The organism is Parapedobacter deserti, assembly GCF_042646065.1.
Classification (GTDB): Bacteria; Bacteroidota; Bacteroidia; order Sphingobacteriales; family Sphingobacteriaceae; genus Parapedobacter; species Parapedobacter deserti.
This window is the reverse complement of the sequence record NZ_JBHRTA010000038.1, coordinates 705,337-720,851: the sequence shown is the minus strand read 5'-3', so window position 1 is coordinate 720,851 and position 15,515 is coordinate 705,337. Positions and strand designations below refer to the sequence as shown.

10 protein-coding genes are annotated in these 15,515 nt (G+C 51.8%); 1 reads left to right on the top strand and 9 read right to left on the bottom strand.

The window, feature by feature from the left end; all coding sequences use genetic code 11:
• Positions 1-38: 38 nt before the first annotated feature.
• Both ACFOET_RS15675 and ACFOET_RS15670 read right to left on the bottom strand, forming a co-directional pair.
• Positions 39-740 (bottom strand): ThuA domain-containing protein, encoded by a 702-nt coding sequence (locus ACFOET_RS15675; protein WP_379024351.1) that lies wholly within the window; start codon positions 738-740, stop codon positions 39-41.
• A 34-nt stretch (positions 741-774) separates the two neighbouring features.
• Positions 775-4,116, bottom strand: a complete 3,342-nt coding sequence (locus tag ACFOET_RS15670; RefSeq protein ID WP_379024349.1) for a PVC-type heme-binding CxxCH protein — start codon at positions 4,114-4,116, stop codon at positions 775-777.
• Positions 4,117-4,246: 130 nt separating this feature from the next.
• Between ACFOET_RS15670 and ACFOET_RS15665 the strand changes: the two genes are divergently transcribed.
• Positions 4,247-5,149: an AraC family transcriptional regulator gene (locus ACFOET_RS15665; RefSeq protein ID WP_379024347.1), complete on the top strand. Its 903-nt coding sequence runs from the start codon at positions 4,247-4,249 to the stop codon at positions 5,147-5,149.
• A gap of 200 nt (positions 5,150-5,349) precedes the next feature.
• On the opposite strand, the gene ACFOET_RS15660 is transcribed toward ACFOET_RS15665, so the two are convergent.
• The 7 genes from ACFOET_RS15660 to ACFOET_RS15630 are packed head-to-tail and all read right to left on the bottom strand — an operon-like array spanning position 5,350 to position 15,352.
• Positions 5,350-6,432, bottom strand: a complete 1,083-nt coding sequence (locus ACFOET_RS15660) for a family 43 glycosylhydrolase (RefSeq protein WP_379024345.1) — start codon at positions 6,430-6,432, stop codon at positions 5,350-5,352.
• Positions 6,433-6,438: 6 nt separating this feature from the next.
• Positions 6,439-7,443, bottom strand: coding sequence for a glycoside hydrolase family 43 protein (locus tag ACFOET_RS15655; RefSeq protein ID WP_379024343.1), 1,005 nt, complete (start codon positions 7,441-7,443; stop codon positions 6,439-6,441).
• Positions 7,440-8,405 (bottom strand): glycoside hydrolase family 43 protein, encoded by a 966-nt coding sequence (locus ACFOET_RS15650; protein ID WP_379024341.1) that lies wholly within the window; start codon positions 8,403-8,405, stop codon positions 7,440-7,442. Before ACFOET_RS15650 ends, ACFOET_RS15655 begins: the two co-directional genes overlap by 4 nt.
• Positions 8,406-8,442: 37 nt before the next feature.
• Positions 8,443-9,477 carry a glycoside hydrolase family protein gene (locus tag ACFOET_RS15645; RefSeq protein WP_379024339.1) on the bottom strand — a complete coding sequence of 345 codons (1,035 nt, stop codon included), beginning with the start codon at positions 9,475-9,477 and terminating at the stop codon, positions 8,443-8,445.
• 12 nt (positions 9,478-9,489) lie between these two features.
• Positions 9,490-11,049 (bottom strand): RagB/SusD family nutrient uptake outer membrane protein, encoded by a 1,560-nt coding sequence (locus ACFOET_RS15640; protein ID WP_379024337.1) that lies wholly within the window; start codon positions 11,047-11,049, stop codon positions 9,490-9,492.
• 29 nt (positions 11,050-11,078) lie between these two features.
• Positions 11,079-14,156, bottom strand: a complete 3,078-nt coding sequence (locus tag ACFOET_RS15635) for a SusC/RagA family TonB-linked outer membrane protein (RefSeq protein ID WP_379024335.1) — start codon at positions 14,154-14,156, stop codon at positions 11,079-11,081.
• 35 nt (positions 14,157-14,191) lie between these two features.
• Entirely contained in the window at positions 14,192-15,352 is a 1,161-nt protein-coding gene (locus tag ACFOET_RS15630; protein ID WP_379024333.1) for an endo-1,4-beta-xylanase, read from the bottom strand.
• Between the last annotated feature and the right edge of the window lie 163 nt (positions 15,353-15,515).

The window sequence follows — 15,515 nt, the reverse complement described above, 5'->3', positions numbered from 1 at the left end:
ACTTGATTTAATTTAATAGTATTTAGTTAGACATTCGATTAGTTTGCGACCCAATTGATGGCATTGATTAATAGCTTCTTGTACGCTTCATGCTCGTGGCTGTGCTCATCATGGCCCAGGGTAATGCCGACGATCTTCGCTTTCCGGTGTTTGACGGTGTACACCACCGGATAGACTTCATCGGTCTCTTTAGACTGACCGATGACCAGTACAGAGATCCCTTTTGCATTGGGGTCGAATACGTGCCGGTACAATTCGTCGGCGAACTCGAACTTTTTCGGTACACCCTGCGTAATGGGATGCGCAGCATTTACTACATAATTTTTAAACGGCTGAAATTTCTCATGGCTCTTACTACCGCCGCCCACATAGTTGAGGTTATACGCCGGCCAGTCTTCCCAGTTATACCATACCGCAGCGTGCAGCAGCACCACCCCTTTTCCTTTCTCAATGAACTTGGTGATGGCCCGCTTGCCATCATCGGGGATTGGCTGGTTGTTGGTCAGGACGAGGACGTCCGCTTGCTTCAGGTAGTGGGCTACAGAGTCTGTGCGGTCTGTGTAGCGCACGTTGAACGCGCCGCCCTGTTCAATGGTCTTTACATCTTCCTGCCGGTACCACCGGTCGAAATCGTGGGATGAGCCGCCGCCCACCATCAGCACCCGAAGCGATTTGGTTTGCGCCACCGTCGGGCTAACAGCCGTTACCAACAAGGCAAGGCCTAGGAATAGCTTCATCATGTGTTTCATCTTTGTATACATTTTAAACTTATCTCTACTTAACTACGGTCATAACCCCATTCATCCCCCGCCAGTGACCTGGAAAGGTACATACATACGGATATTCTCCCGGCTCCGTTGGCGCGGTAAACTGAAGCGTATAACTTCCGTCCGGATCCACCAAGGGTGTAGCATGCAGCACTTCGGGAATTTCCGGAATGTAATGCCTGTCGTATGCTTCCGACGAGCGCAGCATGTCGTCTGCGGCCTTGCCCACGATCTCCAATGTGCCCGGTTGGACGATCAGCAGGTTGTGTTGCATGCCGTCAGGATTTTCAAACACCAGCGTTACCGGCTTACCCGCCTGCACCGTGAAGCGCTTCTTGTCATACTGCATAATGTCCTTCACTGCTTTTATTTCAATGCGATCAGCTGGCACCGTACTTTCCCCATCTTCTGCTCCGGCATCCGCATGGATGGCTGGCCGTGCACCGGCGCGCGACAGCCGTACGGTAATGTTGCTTACATTGCCGGTAAACTCCGATGGTCCGCCGTAGTCCGTAAAGGCGTAAGCATCGTTAAAATCCTCACCCGAGCGCAGGTAAAGGCCCAATGGGGTCGTAAACAGGTGCATGAGCTTGGCTTCGCCGGCCAGCGCACCATTTACCGCCAATGTAACTGTAGCGTCCGCGGAGATACGTGCATCCACCGTGAACCGGTCCGGCACCCTTCCCCTGCTTGACACCACGGTAGATTGCCCATGCTGGTACACCGCAAAGTGAAGCCGCCCATCCATCACGTATAGCGCATAGCCATCGTTTTTGTCGCCCTGACCGACGATCAGCCCACGATAGGGCTGGTTGTCCCGCTTGCTCACTTCAGTTTCGATGCGTATTTCTTTGTTGGCGACATCCGGGGAAAACTGCAACCGCGTCCGGCGGCCCAGCACATAATGCTCATCAGCAAGCGACTCCAAAATGCGCGCGGCAAAACTGTTGGCCGGCTGGCCGGATGCGTCATCCCTAAACGGATCCTCATGCTGCGCAACAGCGGCAAATAAAGCTTGCGCCAGCCAACGGTCGCGCTCATTCTCCGGATCGGCTGTCGCCTCCCATAATGCTTTTGCGGCTTGCGGCGATGCAGGGTACTCCCCTAATTTCAGGAACGCTGCGAGCCGGGTATTCAAGTTGCTATCCTTCCACACGTCGCTTGTAAGCAATGCATCGCGTGATCGGTCGTCCAGCGGCAGCACCTGTAAAGCAGCTTTCCGCACGCCGGCCGAGGGATGGCGCAGCGCAGCAACCACTGCGTCAAACACCTCTTGATTTGTTTGAACCGATCCCAACCCCTGCAATGTCCATAAGGCATGGATGGCTGCCGTATTCAGTCCGATTTTGTCTACCTTGTTGTCGGCCGTGAGCATGATCAGGTCGCGAACCACATCATCCTGTCCGCGCTCAACCAGCAAGCGCTGTGCATGCATTCGCCAAAACTTATTGTCACTTTTCAATGCCTTCAGCAAACCACTGGCATCATCTTTTGACAGTCGCTTGAACGGTGTTTTATGCTTCGCGTCCTTATAGACCAACCGGTATACCCGGCCATGTTTCTTATCGCGCAGGTTACTTTCAAAGGCATTACCCGGACCATGAGGCTGCTCGGTAAACGGCAGCACTTTATCCGATGGCGCCTGAGCGGGTACAAACACGTTGTGCTGGATGATGAAGTTGTACCAATCCAGTATCCACACGGCACCGTCAGGTCCGACCTCGGCGTGGATCGGGCCGTACCACTCGTCCGAACTGGCTACCAGGTTCCATCCGTCCCGCTCGGCAAATCCGGCACCATCAGGTTCGATGATGGCGTGATGCACGAGGCGCACAGTGGGCTCGGTCACAAAGGCGGCCTTGTTCCAATAACGTTCTGGATAATCGCGCGCCGTGTAAAGCTGATGACCTGCCGCAGAAGTAAAACCGCCCACCACATCTACCTGTCGCAAATTGGGGGTCAAGGCATGCACGTCATAGTGGCCATCGATTTTCTGCACCGCATTGACCTGCGGCCTGCGGTTTTCATCCTTGATCCTCCGGGTGGTAAGCTTTTCCGGCATGGAATAATAGGCACTGTGCGTATTGTTAGCTGTGGAAATAAACACGTTGTTGTCTTCCATCATACCCAGCCCCCAGGTATTGTTGCTGGTGGTGGCCAAAAATTCAAAATCGGTACCATCCGGGTTGAAGCGGTACACCCCTTGGCCAAAAGTCTGGCGTTTGCCGTTGATGTGTCCATCGAAGCCTGCATACCCCGTAACCCCCCAGATCTTGTTGTCGAATCCATACTGCAGGTTTGACGGCCCGGCATGGGTGTCGTTCTTTCTCCATCCGGTCATCAGCGTATCCCGGACATCGGCCACGTCATCGCCATCGGTGTCTTTGAGGAATAGGATGTCTGGTGCCATCGCCAAGATAACGCCATCATTCGAAAAAGTGAGGCTGGTCGCGATGTTCAGCCCATCGGCAAACACGGTGAATTTATCGGCTACACCATCCCCGTTGGTATCCTCGCAGATTTTGATCCGGTCGTTCTGCTCCCCTTTCACTTCCACAAAGTTGTTGGGGTAGTCCACCGTTTCGAGAACCCACAGGCGGCCCCGTTCGTCCCAGCTCATGGCAATCGGATTCATGATATCCGGCTCAGATGCAAACAACTGGAGTTCGAATCCAACCGGCACCTGCATTAACTTCATTGATTCCTCGGGTGGCAGTGGATCCTGCACCTTCGGCACCAGATGACGGGCCGTGAAATCAGCGATGGTATCTTCGTAGATACTGACATTGGGGATTTCTAGCGCTGCCACCAATCCCATCACGTTGTCTCCGATGGCCCATTGCACACCGTTGCTGACCAACCTCAGAAAATCAAGTTGCTTCCACGTCGCATCATCCGTGCCGTAAGGCGTATGGAAGATTCGCCCTTTGCCCCTTACCATTCGGCGGGCCGAATCTGTGGAAGCACTACCGGTCGCATTCTCGGGCGATGCTTCGCCTTGTACTGGCGGTTCGATTCCCAGGGCAATCAACCCCTTGCCGCCTCTCACGAAGTCGTCCAACGCATCTCGCTGACCGTTGGAAGTCGAATCCAGCTGCGAAAACAGGATGACCCCATCGTATTGATTCAGGTAACGTTCATTCCAATCATCCCCGTCGATCGTATAGGTAAGGTTAATTCCGTTTTTAAAAAGTTCAATGGCAAGCCACGTTGCATATTTCCCTGACTCAACCGATGCATCAGAACTCCCAAAGAACAGCACTTCGGCCCGTCTTGGACGGTCAACACCCGTACATTGAATAAAAAAAAGGCAAAAAAAGGCAACAGAGAAATAGGAAATGATCCGCATAAATATAGTTCTATAACCGTTGTGATCGCAAAATTAGGCCGGAAATCTACAATAAAACCGCGATATGTTATCACTTTATAGTCAAATTATATCATTATATATTATATTTGAAACCTCCATAAGACAAATCATGAAGAAACATCACGTCATACCGAAGGCACTCATCCCCGAAAACCGGTCTTTTGTCGTACGGAAACAGATCGAGCCTTACTTCGATCCGACCTTCCACCTGCATCCAGAATTTCAGCTTTCTTATGTTATAGAAGGCGATGGAAACCGCTTTGTCGGCGACAGTATTAAGCCGTTTACAGCAAACGATCTAGTCCTGATAGGCCCCTATCTCCCCCACGTATGGCGCAGCCACAACGACTATTTCGAAAAAGACAGCGGATTGAGCACCACGGTGGTTGTCGTCTATTTTCATGACCATTTCCTCGGCGAAACAATCCACGATAAGGAGGAATTTGAAAGCATCAAACACCTATTTCAACGATCGCAATGCGGTATCGAGATCACCGGGGAGACCCAGGTGTTGGTGAGCCAACTGATGATTGAGCTGCTGGACCTGAAAGGAACCGACAGCATCATACAACTACTTAAAATATTAAATATCATCGCATTGTCTGACGAGTGCCATCTGATCACCGATACGCACTCAAAATCCTATAACACGGAAGCCGAAACGGACCGGATGAACAAAGTATATGAGTTTATCATGAAAAACTTTCACCGCAAGATCCACCTCGAAGAAGTTGCCTCCATCGCCAGCATGACCTGCACGTCATTCAGCCGGTATTTCAAATCCCGTGTCAATCAGTCTTTTTCGGACTTCCTGAAGGAAATCCGCATCGAATACGCCTGCAAGCTGCTCAAAGAAGACAAGATGAACATTGACCGTATCGGTTATGAATGCGGTTTCCAGTCACTCACCAACTTCAATAAGCAGTTTAAAAAAGTAACGGGAAAACAGCCGCATCAGTACCGGAATGAATACCAAAAGATGGCCGTGGAGGCTTATCATCAGTATCATTGAAACAACTTTGCTGTTTTCTGAACTACTTATTGCCCCTAACGTTTCTGACAGTTAAAGTCTTTTACGCAATAGATCTGCTAACGTATCCAATTATATAAAGCAACCAGTGCCTGCTGCTTTCCTTTGGCAAGCTTATCTACCAGTTCGGCATCAGAATATCGGTTATAATCCGCTGGCAATTGTTGACAAATTGAAGTGTTTCACCGAAACACCGGCGCTTGCTGCGGCGTGGTACTGGGCACGCCACCCGCTATCTCCGGCCAGCCGTCATTCCAAGAAATGCGGTCAAGCATCAGCATGCGTCGGCTGGCGCCGCTTGAAACCTTACCGCGGGACCTGTCGATGCCATGATAAATGAACCAGTCCGTTCCGTCATCATCAGTGATCAGCTGCGCATTGTGTCCTGGGCCTGCTATCTTTTCGTTGCCCTTGAGTAATAGCGTCCCCTTTCCGCGGTCAGTGATCGCATTCCCTTCTTTATCCAGGTACGGTCCCATCAAGTGATTGGAACGAGCTACTAACACGTGATATTGGCTATTGGCGCCATCGCAGCAGCTGCCCTTGGAGCCGAAAAAATAAAAATATCCGTCTCGTTTATGGATCATCACCGCTTCGTAGTCCCCGGCCGCGATCTTTACCTTTTGTGATAAGTCGGGCACGGAAAGCCCGTCATCCGCCAGCTTCACGGCATAAGTGCCTTGCGTAGGCGCATTGCTGAAACTACCCCAAAATAAGTATTTTTCTTCGTTCTCTTCGAAATAGAAGGCATCGATGGAATTGGGTACGTCCACTTCCTCACTCGTGAACAACTTGCCATGATCAACGAACGGGCCTGTCGGCTTCTCCGCGACGGCCACGCCGATTCCCGGATTGGGGTCGCCCCAAGTAGAATAGGCGTAATAGAGGTAGTACTTACCATCTACTACGTTTACGTCCGGCGCCCAAAGCCCGCCGTTGTTCTTCCATGCGGGTTTGCTGGAGAACGCCTGTCCCACCACCCGCCAGTCCACCAAATCGGCCGACTGCAAAATGGGTATCAACCGGCTCCCCTGCCCATCGCCCCAGTCGTCTTGCGTACCGTAGGCATAAAAAAAACCGGATTGTGGATCCCGGATCACTGTAGGATCAGCAAGGATCGGTTCGAAAACGGGGTTAGTATAGGTACCAGCCTTATCGGTGGGCGGCTGTTGATCATCCGGATGCTGGCCATCCGCCGATCTTCCGCAGCCGGCAACCGCCAGCAGGACTACTAAAATCTGGGAAAATAATAGGTGTAATATCATCGCTTATTATCTTTTATTGGTCATCGTCGGCTTGATGACCTCATTACTATTTACACTGAATGTATAGCAGCCAGCTTCGCCATCCCACTGCTTGATTATGGGGACTATCCGTGTCCTCCGGGGTGTTACCTGTTGCTGGTCGAAGTGAACATGGTAAACATAATACAATTGTCCGTCCAATCCTTCAAATAAATCGCCATGCCCGGCGCCATGCTCGCCGACAATGGAACGGTGGATGATTGGGCTATTTTTCTGCTTGACCCAAGGTCCGTATGGCGAATCAGAAACCGCGTACCCAACAGCATAGTCAATGTTCCGGTAATGGTTGGCTGAGTAGAACAGGTAATATTTATCTTTTAATTTGATCACCGTCGGACCCTCCATGATGGGTGCCGACTCATAAGCAGGGGTGGCTTCCCATGGCTCGGTCTGGCCGAAGCATTTTTTTAATGTTTCGGGTTTAATTTCTCCTTTTCCCATGTCAAACTCGGCTACCCACAGGTAATTGCCGTTGGCGAACCGTACATGGTACAGGTAATACTTGCCGTCATCGTCTTTAAAAATGTAAGAATCGATATTCTTTTCCGAGCCGTCGATGGGCGCAACTTCTTGTTGCCGATATGGACCCAACAGCGTCTGTGACTGCGCCAATACGGTTTGTTCATTGGCTGTGTAGGTTAGGTAATAGGTATCCTTCTCCTTGAGCAGTTGCGGTGCCCAGAACCCTTCGGTGCCAAAGGCTTGATCCCCTTTGGTTAGGATCATGTGCGCCTGGCCATCAGCCCTCGTAGGCGGAGCCCACGTTTGAAGGTCGTTCGATTCCAAAACCGCGAAGCCCGAAGCGGCCCCCTTCCCGCTTCCTCCGGTCCCGGTCAAGTAATATTTGCCCCCCTCAACATAGATCGTTGGATCTGCAAAAAACAGCTCCCGCTTTTCCTGCGCTGATAGCGGCATGGCAGGCATTGACATAACATAGATTAACAGAGCGGAGTTGCATATCAGCGTTTTCATTTTTTCTCCGGTGTAATGTAATCTTTATCAATCTGCATAATGGTTTCGCCGTCTTTTTCGGTAAATGAAACCGAGCTGATGTGCATAATGCGGGGATGGATCTCCGTCTCGCTGTGATGCGAATGGAACACGATACGGAGGTTTCCGTCCTTGTCGGTAAACATGGCGCTATGCCCCACCCCTACCAGATCGCCGGGTTTCTGGAAAATCGGATTCCCCGCATACTTCGTCCAGGGGCCTGTCGGGCGTGGCGCCGTGGCAAAGCCTATGCCGTAAAACGGACTCTCGTAGCTATTGGCTGAGTAGGTCATGTAGTACGTATCGCCATGCTTCAGCACAAACGGCCCTTCATTGACCCTCGGCCAGACTTCCTCCCATTCCTGGGAGACGTTGATGCATTTTTCCATCGTTTCGGTGCGTATGGTCACCAGGTCGTCTTCGAGTTCCGCCACCCAGATGTTGAGTCCGTCATTGAAGCGATCAAAATACAGGTATGGCTTGCCGTCGTCATCGATAAACAGGGAGTTATCGATGCATTTCTCCCCTTCCAGCATAGGTTTTTGGATCTCCTGCTTGAAAGGCCCCAGCGGACTGTCACTTGTTGCCACACAGATATGCTCATCCGCAGAGTAATACATATAAAACTTGTCATCGATCGCATATACCTCAGGTGCCCAAAACCAACGGTCGCCCCACGAATCGTTTTTATGCAACGCCAAACGATTATCCGGTGCAGCTTGCCAGGTCAGCAAATCATCCGATACGTAAACTGCAATGCCGTCTGCGGCTTCAGTACCGTAGGCGTAGTATGTACCGTCATGAAGCATGATGAACGGGTCTCCAAAATATACGTTGGATGCTTCCGGATCGGTGGATGCTTCCGGGGGGACATCAGAACGCCCCGAAGAGCAAGATAATATACTGAACGCAATAGCAAGGGTCGTTAAAAAAAAAGGTTTCATAGTTACTGTCAACATACTTGTTCGTTGGTAATCATATTTATTCGTCATCAATGCCAAACCGGTTCACCAATGCATCGTATTCGCTTCTCGATATCGTGATCATGCACCCATGGCGCACAGACGCCGGCAAACTGTATTTATCCCAGTCTGCGTGAAAGGTATACCCTGACGCCTGGTACCATGGGCCATTCAGGTTGTCGGCGATGGACAAACCATACGACACGCCAGGATATTGTTCATAATACAGGTACCACGCCCGATCGTCGGGTGACGGGATCAGCATTGGCGCCTCCCGGAAATTGGGACTCACGGGAGCTGACGGCTCGGAGTAAGGGCCTGTGAGGGCAGGCGCCCGTGAAATACGGATAGTCTTACCGGTAGTCCAATACAGCGTGGGGTAGGCCTCGTCTTTGATGACCGCAAAATATTGATCGCCGACCCGACGGATGAACACATCGATCGTACCTATGTTCCAATCAAATAGTTTGGTCGGGTGGTCCGAAAACGATTTCAGGTCCTTTGAAAGCACATACAGTGTTCGTTGGCTTGCCCAATAGCGCTCCGGATCTTCCTTGGTGCCCTCCTTATGCGGCGTATGCCAGGTAAGGATGTATTGTTCGGATGCCTCATCAAAAAACAACTTGGGCGCACCGATCCGTTGCAGCGCATCTGCATAGTCTGGGGTGCGCTGTAGATCAGGAGTATACGTATGGTATTTCTCCCAGCTGATCAGGTCTGCCGAAACCCAGATGTCGATATCCGGTGATGCGTCTTTGGTATTACCCGCGAGGTAATACCTTCCGTCATGGCCCTTACAAATATCTGGATGTCCTCTATAGGCTTCGGATACCCGCTTCTTCCCGTTCAACGCGTGCCAATGCAAACCATCCGTACTGACCGAGTAATACAGTCTACCATAATCCTCGTGCAACATATGCGCAAATAAGTACGCTTGGTTGACCGCATCTTCGGCACGTTCTACCTGCCCCGGAGGGTTTGGCTGTTGCCCTATGCCGGCTATCCAGACGGACACCAGCAACAGCATTACCGCTCCAGCCTTTGTTTTAATCATGTAACGCATGGCTTAATAATCTGGATTTTGCGTCAGTTTTCCGCCGCTGTTGTCCACTTCGATCTGCGGGATCGGCAGGCGGCGGTGTTTGCCGATAATGAAGTTATTGAAATCGGGATCCCGCGATTTCAACTCATCGATACCCGCCTGGTTGTCCAGTAGCCCCCAACGTTTGAGGTCGGCCCAGCGCCAACCTTCAAAACAAAGCTCCAGCGCACGTTCCATCTGCAAGTGCTTGAGGAGGCTTTCGCCGGAGGACAACGCGGTGGCATGCACACTGCTCTCCAAAGCCGGCAAATTGACCGATGGACGTTGCCTCACTTTGTTGATATGCACAGCTGCTTCGGTTGGAGATCCGCCTGTTTCCAATATGCATTCCGCATACATCAGCAACACGTCCGCATAACGGATGATGCGGTAGTTGTTGGGCGCAAAATAGTCTTCAAAATTGCGGTAATACCCCGTTGAATATTTCCGGATAAACAGGTCATTACCCCAATCGGCGTTGTTCCACTGCCGGCCATACACCAACGGATCCTCATCGGGGAAGTCCGCTGGGCTATCCCTGTAATACAGGTTGTGGTACAAACGGATGTCGTTGGCGCCCTCGAGGTTCTGTTCTTTCTTATACTCTGCCACCAGCCAAGCACGGGCCTTTCCGTCCTGCCAGCCGATGCCGCCGGGTGCATAAAATTGCGTGCGTTGCAAGCCCGTGGCCATGGCAATATCGTCGCCGGTACCGCCTTTATTTTCGTCGTCAAACTGGATCTCAAACACGCTCTCGATATTGTTTTCACGCAAGTGCGTGAAGTTATCCAGGTAATTGTCTACGAGTCCGTACATTGACCCCTCTCTGTCGATCAGCCATTGCAGTTCCGTTTTGGCATCGCCATACCGGTGCTGTTGCATATAGGCTTTCGCCAGCAGCGCCCTGGCAGCGCCTATGGTGGCGCGTCCTACATTATTATTATCCCAGGCGTCCGGCAGCTTGGCTATGGCGTCCTTGAGGTCCGCCTCCACCTGCGCCCAGATCGCTTCTTCCGGCACCTCTTCGGGCACATAGTCCGGCCCTTTGGGCTCCAATACGAGCGCCCCCTTTTCCCAAAGCGTTGCGATCTGGAAATACCACAATGCCCGCAGGAAAGCCGCCTGGCCCAACACATGGTCTTTTGCTTCCTGATTTGCGAACTCGATATCCGGAACATAAGTCAGGACTTGGTTGGCACGGAAGATGCCGGTATAAAAGTGGGACCAGTGTACATTATTGCCTTCAAAGAAATTGTAGTTCACATAATTAAACCGGGTCCAGTCGCCCAATTCGTTCCAAGGGCTGGAGCTCCAGCCCTCATCGGACGACAGGTCATAGCGGAACGACAGCCAGCGCATCCATGTACCCTCTTTGTACAAGCTGCTATAAGCCGCATTAACACCCATCTGCGCATCTGACTCGGTTTGCCAAAACGTATGTATAGGCGCTTCGTTGGGGTTATCGATGTCCAATAGGTTTTTGTTGCAGGCTCCTGCAAACAGGCTAATCACCGCACCCAGTGCTATCAATTGATACGTCTTCATTTCGTCTGCATGTTTAAAGATTCCATCACTTAAAAATTAACCTGTAGCCCCAGCATAATGGTCCGGGCGTTTGGAAAGGCCATGTTATCCGTACCCCGGTCCCACACACTTGTATTGATAAAGTCAGGATCCAACCCGGTATAGTTGGTCAGCGTAATTAAGTTATTGCCGCTGACGTAGGCGCGGAGGGTATTCAGCCCGGCCTTAGTCAACCAGCTTTGTGGAAATGTATAGCCGAGCTGCACATTCCGCATGCGGAAGAATGAACCATCTTCCAGCCACAGGTCGGTATCGCCCCGCGTATTCCGGAGGTCGCCGTAAATAACCCGTGGAAAATTGCTGTTGGGGTTTTCCTGATAAGGCTCATTGCCCGGCCTAAACCGGATGTAATTGGAATTGTCGGAGAAAAGCCTTCCCTGACGCAGCGCCCCATTGATAACGTCGTTGCCGAACTGTCCGTACCACTGCATGGAAAAATCCAGATTTTTCCATGCAACGCTGGCGGTCAGCCCGAGTTGGAAATCCGGCCACGGGTCGCCTACGATCTGCCGGTCGTTGGTGGTGATCACCCCGTTGTCGTCGGTGTCTACATACCTCAGGTCTCCTAGTTGCGGGCGCTTTCCTTCTATCGTAATAGGCCGCCCCTGAGAGTTCACATAGTTGTCGATGTCTTCCTGTGTACGGAACAATCCGTCCGTTTTCAGCAGGAAGAACTCACCGAGGGACCGGCCGACCTCGCTGCGGGTCTGCCCGGTATAGAACACCTGGTTGCCGTAGCCAAGTGCCAGTATTTTATTACTCAGGGTGGTCACGTTAGCTCCCACCGAATAGTTGAAATCCCCCGCGCGGTCCCGCCAGTTGGCAGACAGCTCAAAGCCGCTGTTGCGCAAACTGGCCGCATTTGCCAGCGGGTTATCGCCGCTATGCCCGGTGGTCATTGATATCTGCATGGCGGTGAGCACATCGGAGGTGGTTGAGCGGTAGTATTCAGCAGTGGCGCTCAGCCTATTGGATAAAAACGTTGCGTCCGCTCCGATATTCACCTGCTCGGTCCGTTCCCACCGAAGGTCTTCGTTCCGAATGGCCACTTGGGTAGCACCGTTGACCAGCCGCTGGTCTATGCCAAACACCGTAACGATGTTGGAATTGATCGTGTTCATGTAAGCCCAGTGGCCGCTACTTCCCTGGCTGATTGCTGCATTACCGAGCTGCCCGTAGTTTGCCCGTAGCTTCAGGTCGTTGATCCATGACGCCTGGAAAAAAGGTTCATTGCTGATGCGCCAAGCGCCGGACACGGAATAGTAATCGGCCCACCGGTGTTGTTCCGACAGCTTGGAATCGCCGTCGCGCCGGTAGGTCAGCGTCAGGTAATATTTGTCATCGTACACATAATTAGCCCTTCCGAGGTAAGAGATGAGCGCATATTCCCCAATCGTATTCCAGTTGGTCTGGTTAGCTTGCCCCGCACTCAATACCGTCAGATAATCCCCGCCCAACAGCGGAAAACGGAGACGCTGCGCGCCGACATCTTCCCAGTAAAAGTGCTGGTACGTCAGCCCCGCAACCGCATCGACGTGATGCTTTCCGAAATCTTTGTTGAGGTTCAGTGTATTTTCAATGAGTTCATTGGTTTCTTTGATCCGGTTTTTGCTACCCGTCGGATCCCTGAATTCCTGGTTCATCGACCAGTTGCCCTCGCCGCGGAAGTAGCGGTAGTCGTCAAAAATGTAATCAATACCACCATTAATCCTATAGGTCAGGAAATCGGTGATCCGTGCCTCAGCCCATAAAGTGCCCCTCAGCCGGTAAATCTGAGTATTGGTCGCTTCCAAGTCTTCCCGGGCGATGGGGTTGGTACCGAAAGTACGGGCATTGGCCTCGTTGCCGTAGCCATAGCCGCCAGGGTTGTTAGGTTCCCGGACGGGAATGGTGGGGAGCATGCGGATTACATCAACATAAGGCGATGTCTGCAGGGGGTCCCGATTGGTCTGGGCAAAATTAAAGGTTTCACCGAATGAAAAAATACCCCGCTTTCCGCTGGTATTGACACGAAACGTATACCGGTCAAACGAGTTGCCGTACATCATACCTTCGTTGTTGTAATAGCCTCCTGAGACGAAATAGTTGCCCGATTCGCCGCCACCCGATAAGGAAACATTATAATCCTGAACCAATGCCGTTTGCATGGTTTCCTTTTGCCAGTCTGTATCGAAGTCCGCGTGGTTCTGCAACCCTCCATTCCAAACACCGTCATTGATCCCTTCCTGATAGGCCATATCGTTGTACTTCTTGTATTCCTCGGCATTCATCAGATCATATTTCGGCGACCAGTCAAACGATTCCCTGACTGATACGTCTACCTTCATCGGCCCCTTGCCGCCGCTCTTTGTGGTAACGATGATCACCCCGTTGGCCGCACGCGATCCGTAGATGGCCGCTGCCGATGCATCCTTCAATACCTGGATAGACTCCACGTCGTTCGGGTTGAAATCGGCCCCGCCGGTGGTGATCATTCCATCGATTACCCACAGCGGATCATTATTAGTCAGGTTACCCACACCGCGTATGACGATGTTCGCATCCGCTCCCGCGTTGCCGGTATTTCGTACACTCACCCCGGTCGCCAGCCCTTGGATAGATTGGCCGATCGTACTGGCTCCCGTCTTGTTCATCTCTACCGGATCAATGACAGACACCGCTCCGGTGAGGTCTTTTTTGGCAACGGTGCCATAACCGATGACCACCACCTCATCCAGCATGGCCTGCGCCTCATCCACTTGGAGCCTGAAGGTCTGGTCTGGCTCATTGCCGACCACTTGTTCCAAAGGCAAATAACCTTGGTAAGTGATGACCAGCACAGCAAAGCCGTCCTTGACTTCCAGTCGAAACCTTCCATCGTCATCAGAGACGGTCCCTTGCTGTGTGCCTTTGACGGTGATGGTCGCATTGGGCAGCGGCTGCCCGTTTTCATCTAGCACCCGTCCGCTTAGTACTTGCTGGGCAAATGCGTTTACATGAAGAACCATCATGAGTACACACCATGCGCCGCAAATGCGGAGTCGACGGATACAGGCACTTTCTGTTGTTTCGAAAATACGGTGTATCATAGCGTTAATAATTTAGCCTATTCTTTATTTACTGGTTACTCTGCCTTTGTAAGGGACTTGATCAGCTCCACCTCTTCTTGCTTGTAAGGTGTGCCATCGCCCCGGAAGATATCATGGAACCACAATGGTGGCTCAGCCGTATAGGTCTTTGTCCAGCTGTCCCAGGGATAAATGGTTTGCGTCTTGCCATCAACGAACCCCCAGTTGAACATCGCCACGTTGTATTTTTTGGCAATCGGAAGGAATCCTTCAAAGGTGCTGCCATTGGGACGCGCCATGTATTCGGTACACCATAGCGGCTTGCCATACCGTTGGAGTTGCTGAATACGCTTTTCAAAATCTTCTGGTGTGTCGTAGTTGTGGAAACTGATGATATCCGACTGCTCGATCTGCAGTTTCTCAATAGGCTTCAGTCCTTCATGCGTAGACCAGTCGCCCACCCAGATGCCGGAGGTCAGCGGCTGGGACGGATTGGCCGACCGTGCCCATTCAAACGACTGCTCCAGCAGGGGCAATACATAGGCAACCTTATCTTTTATTTCGACGGCTTCATAAGACGGCCCCGTCATGTTGTCAGGTTCGTTCCACACATCCCATCCCAAAATCCGTTCGTCATCCGCAAAATGGCTGACTACCCCTTTTACGTATCGCTCCAGCCGCGGATACTGTGTGCTGTCTTTGAGCGCATGCTGCCCTGGGCTCTGTACCCATCCGGAATTGTGTACGTGCGGTTTGGGCTCGCGCTGTTTGCCCGCCACCGGGAAGGGGTCCCAGCAGGAGTCGAAGAAAACGAGCAACGGCCGAATACCATGCTTGTCGGCCAGATCGAGGAACTGATCTATTCGGGCGATGAAGCCCGCCGAATCCTGCTCATACGGCAGGTCATGGAGGTAAACGCGGGCCGTATTCATGCCCAGGTCCGCCGCCCAGCCCAGCTCTTTGTCGATTGTCTCGGGATCAAATGTGTCTTCCTGCCACATTTCGAGCTGATTGATAGCTGTGGCCGGGTTATAGTTAGGCCCCACCAGCCATCCCTGCTCAGCTTGCCACGCATTAGCCTCTTCGGCCGTCCAGACTGTTCTTTCTGAAACGGTGGTGGTGTCTCCACGGCTATTGTCGCAGCTGGTTAATAAAACAATGTGTAATAACGAAATAAAAATAAAATTGCTGAAAATACGCATAGTAATTGGTCTCATCTATTGGTTATCAAATAGGCGCTTGGCCTCCCTCATCACAAATAACGGCATTACAACCGCAGCGCACGGCACCAATTTGTTTCAATTTTTAGCTATTTTGTCTCAATGGATTGCGGTAGTTAGCAGTGTTGAACCGCTCCGCTTGAATAACAGGTGATGCCGC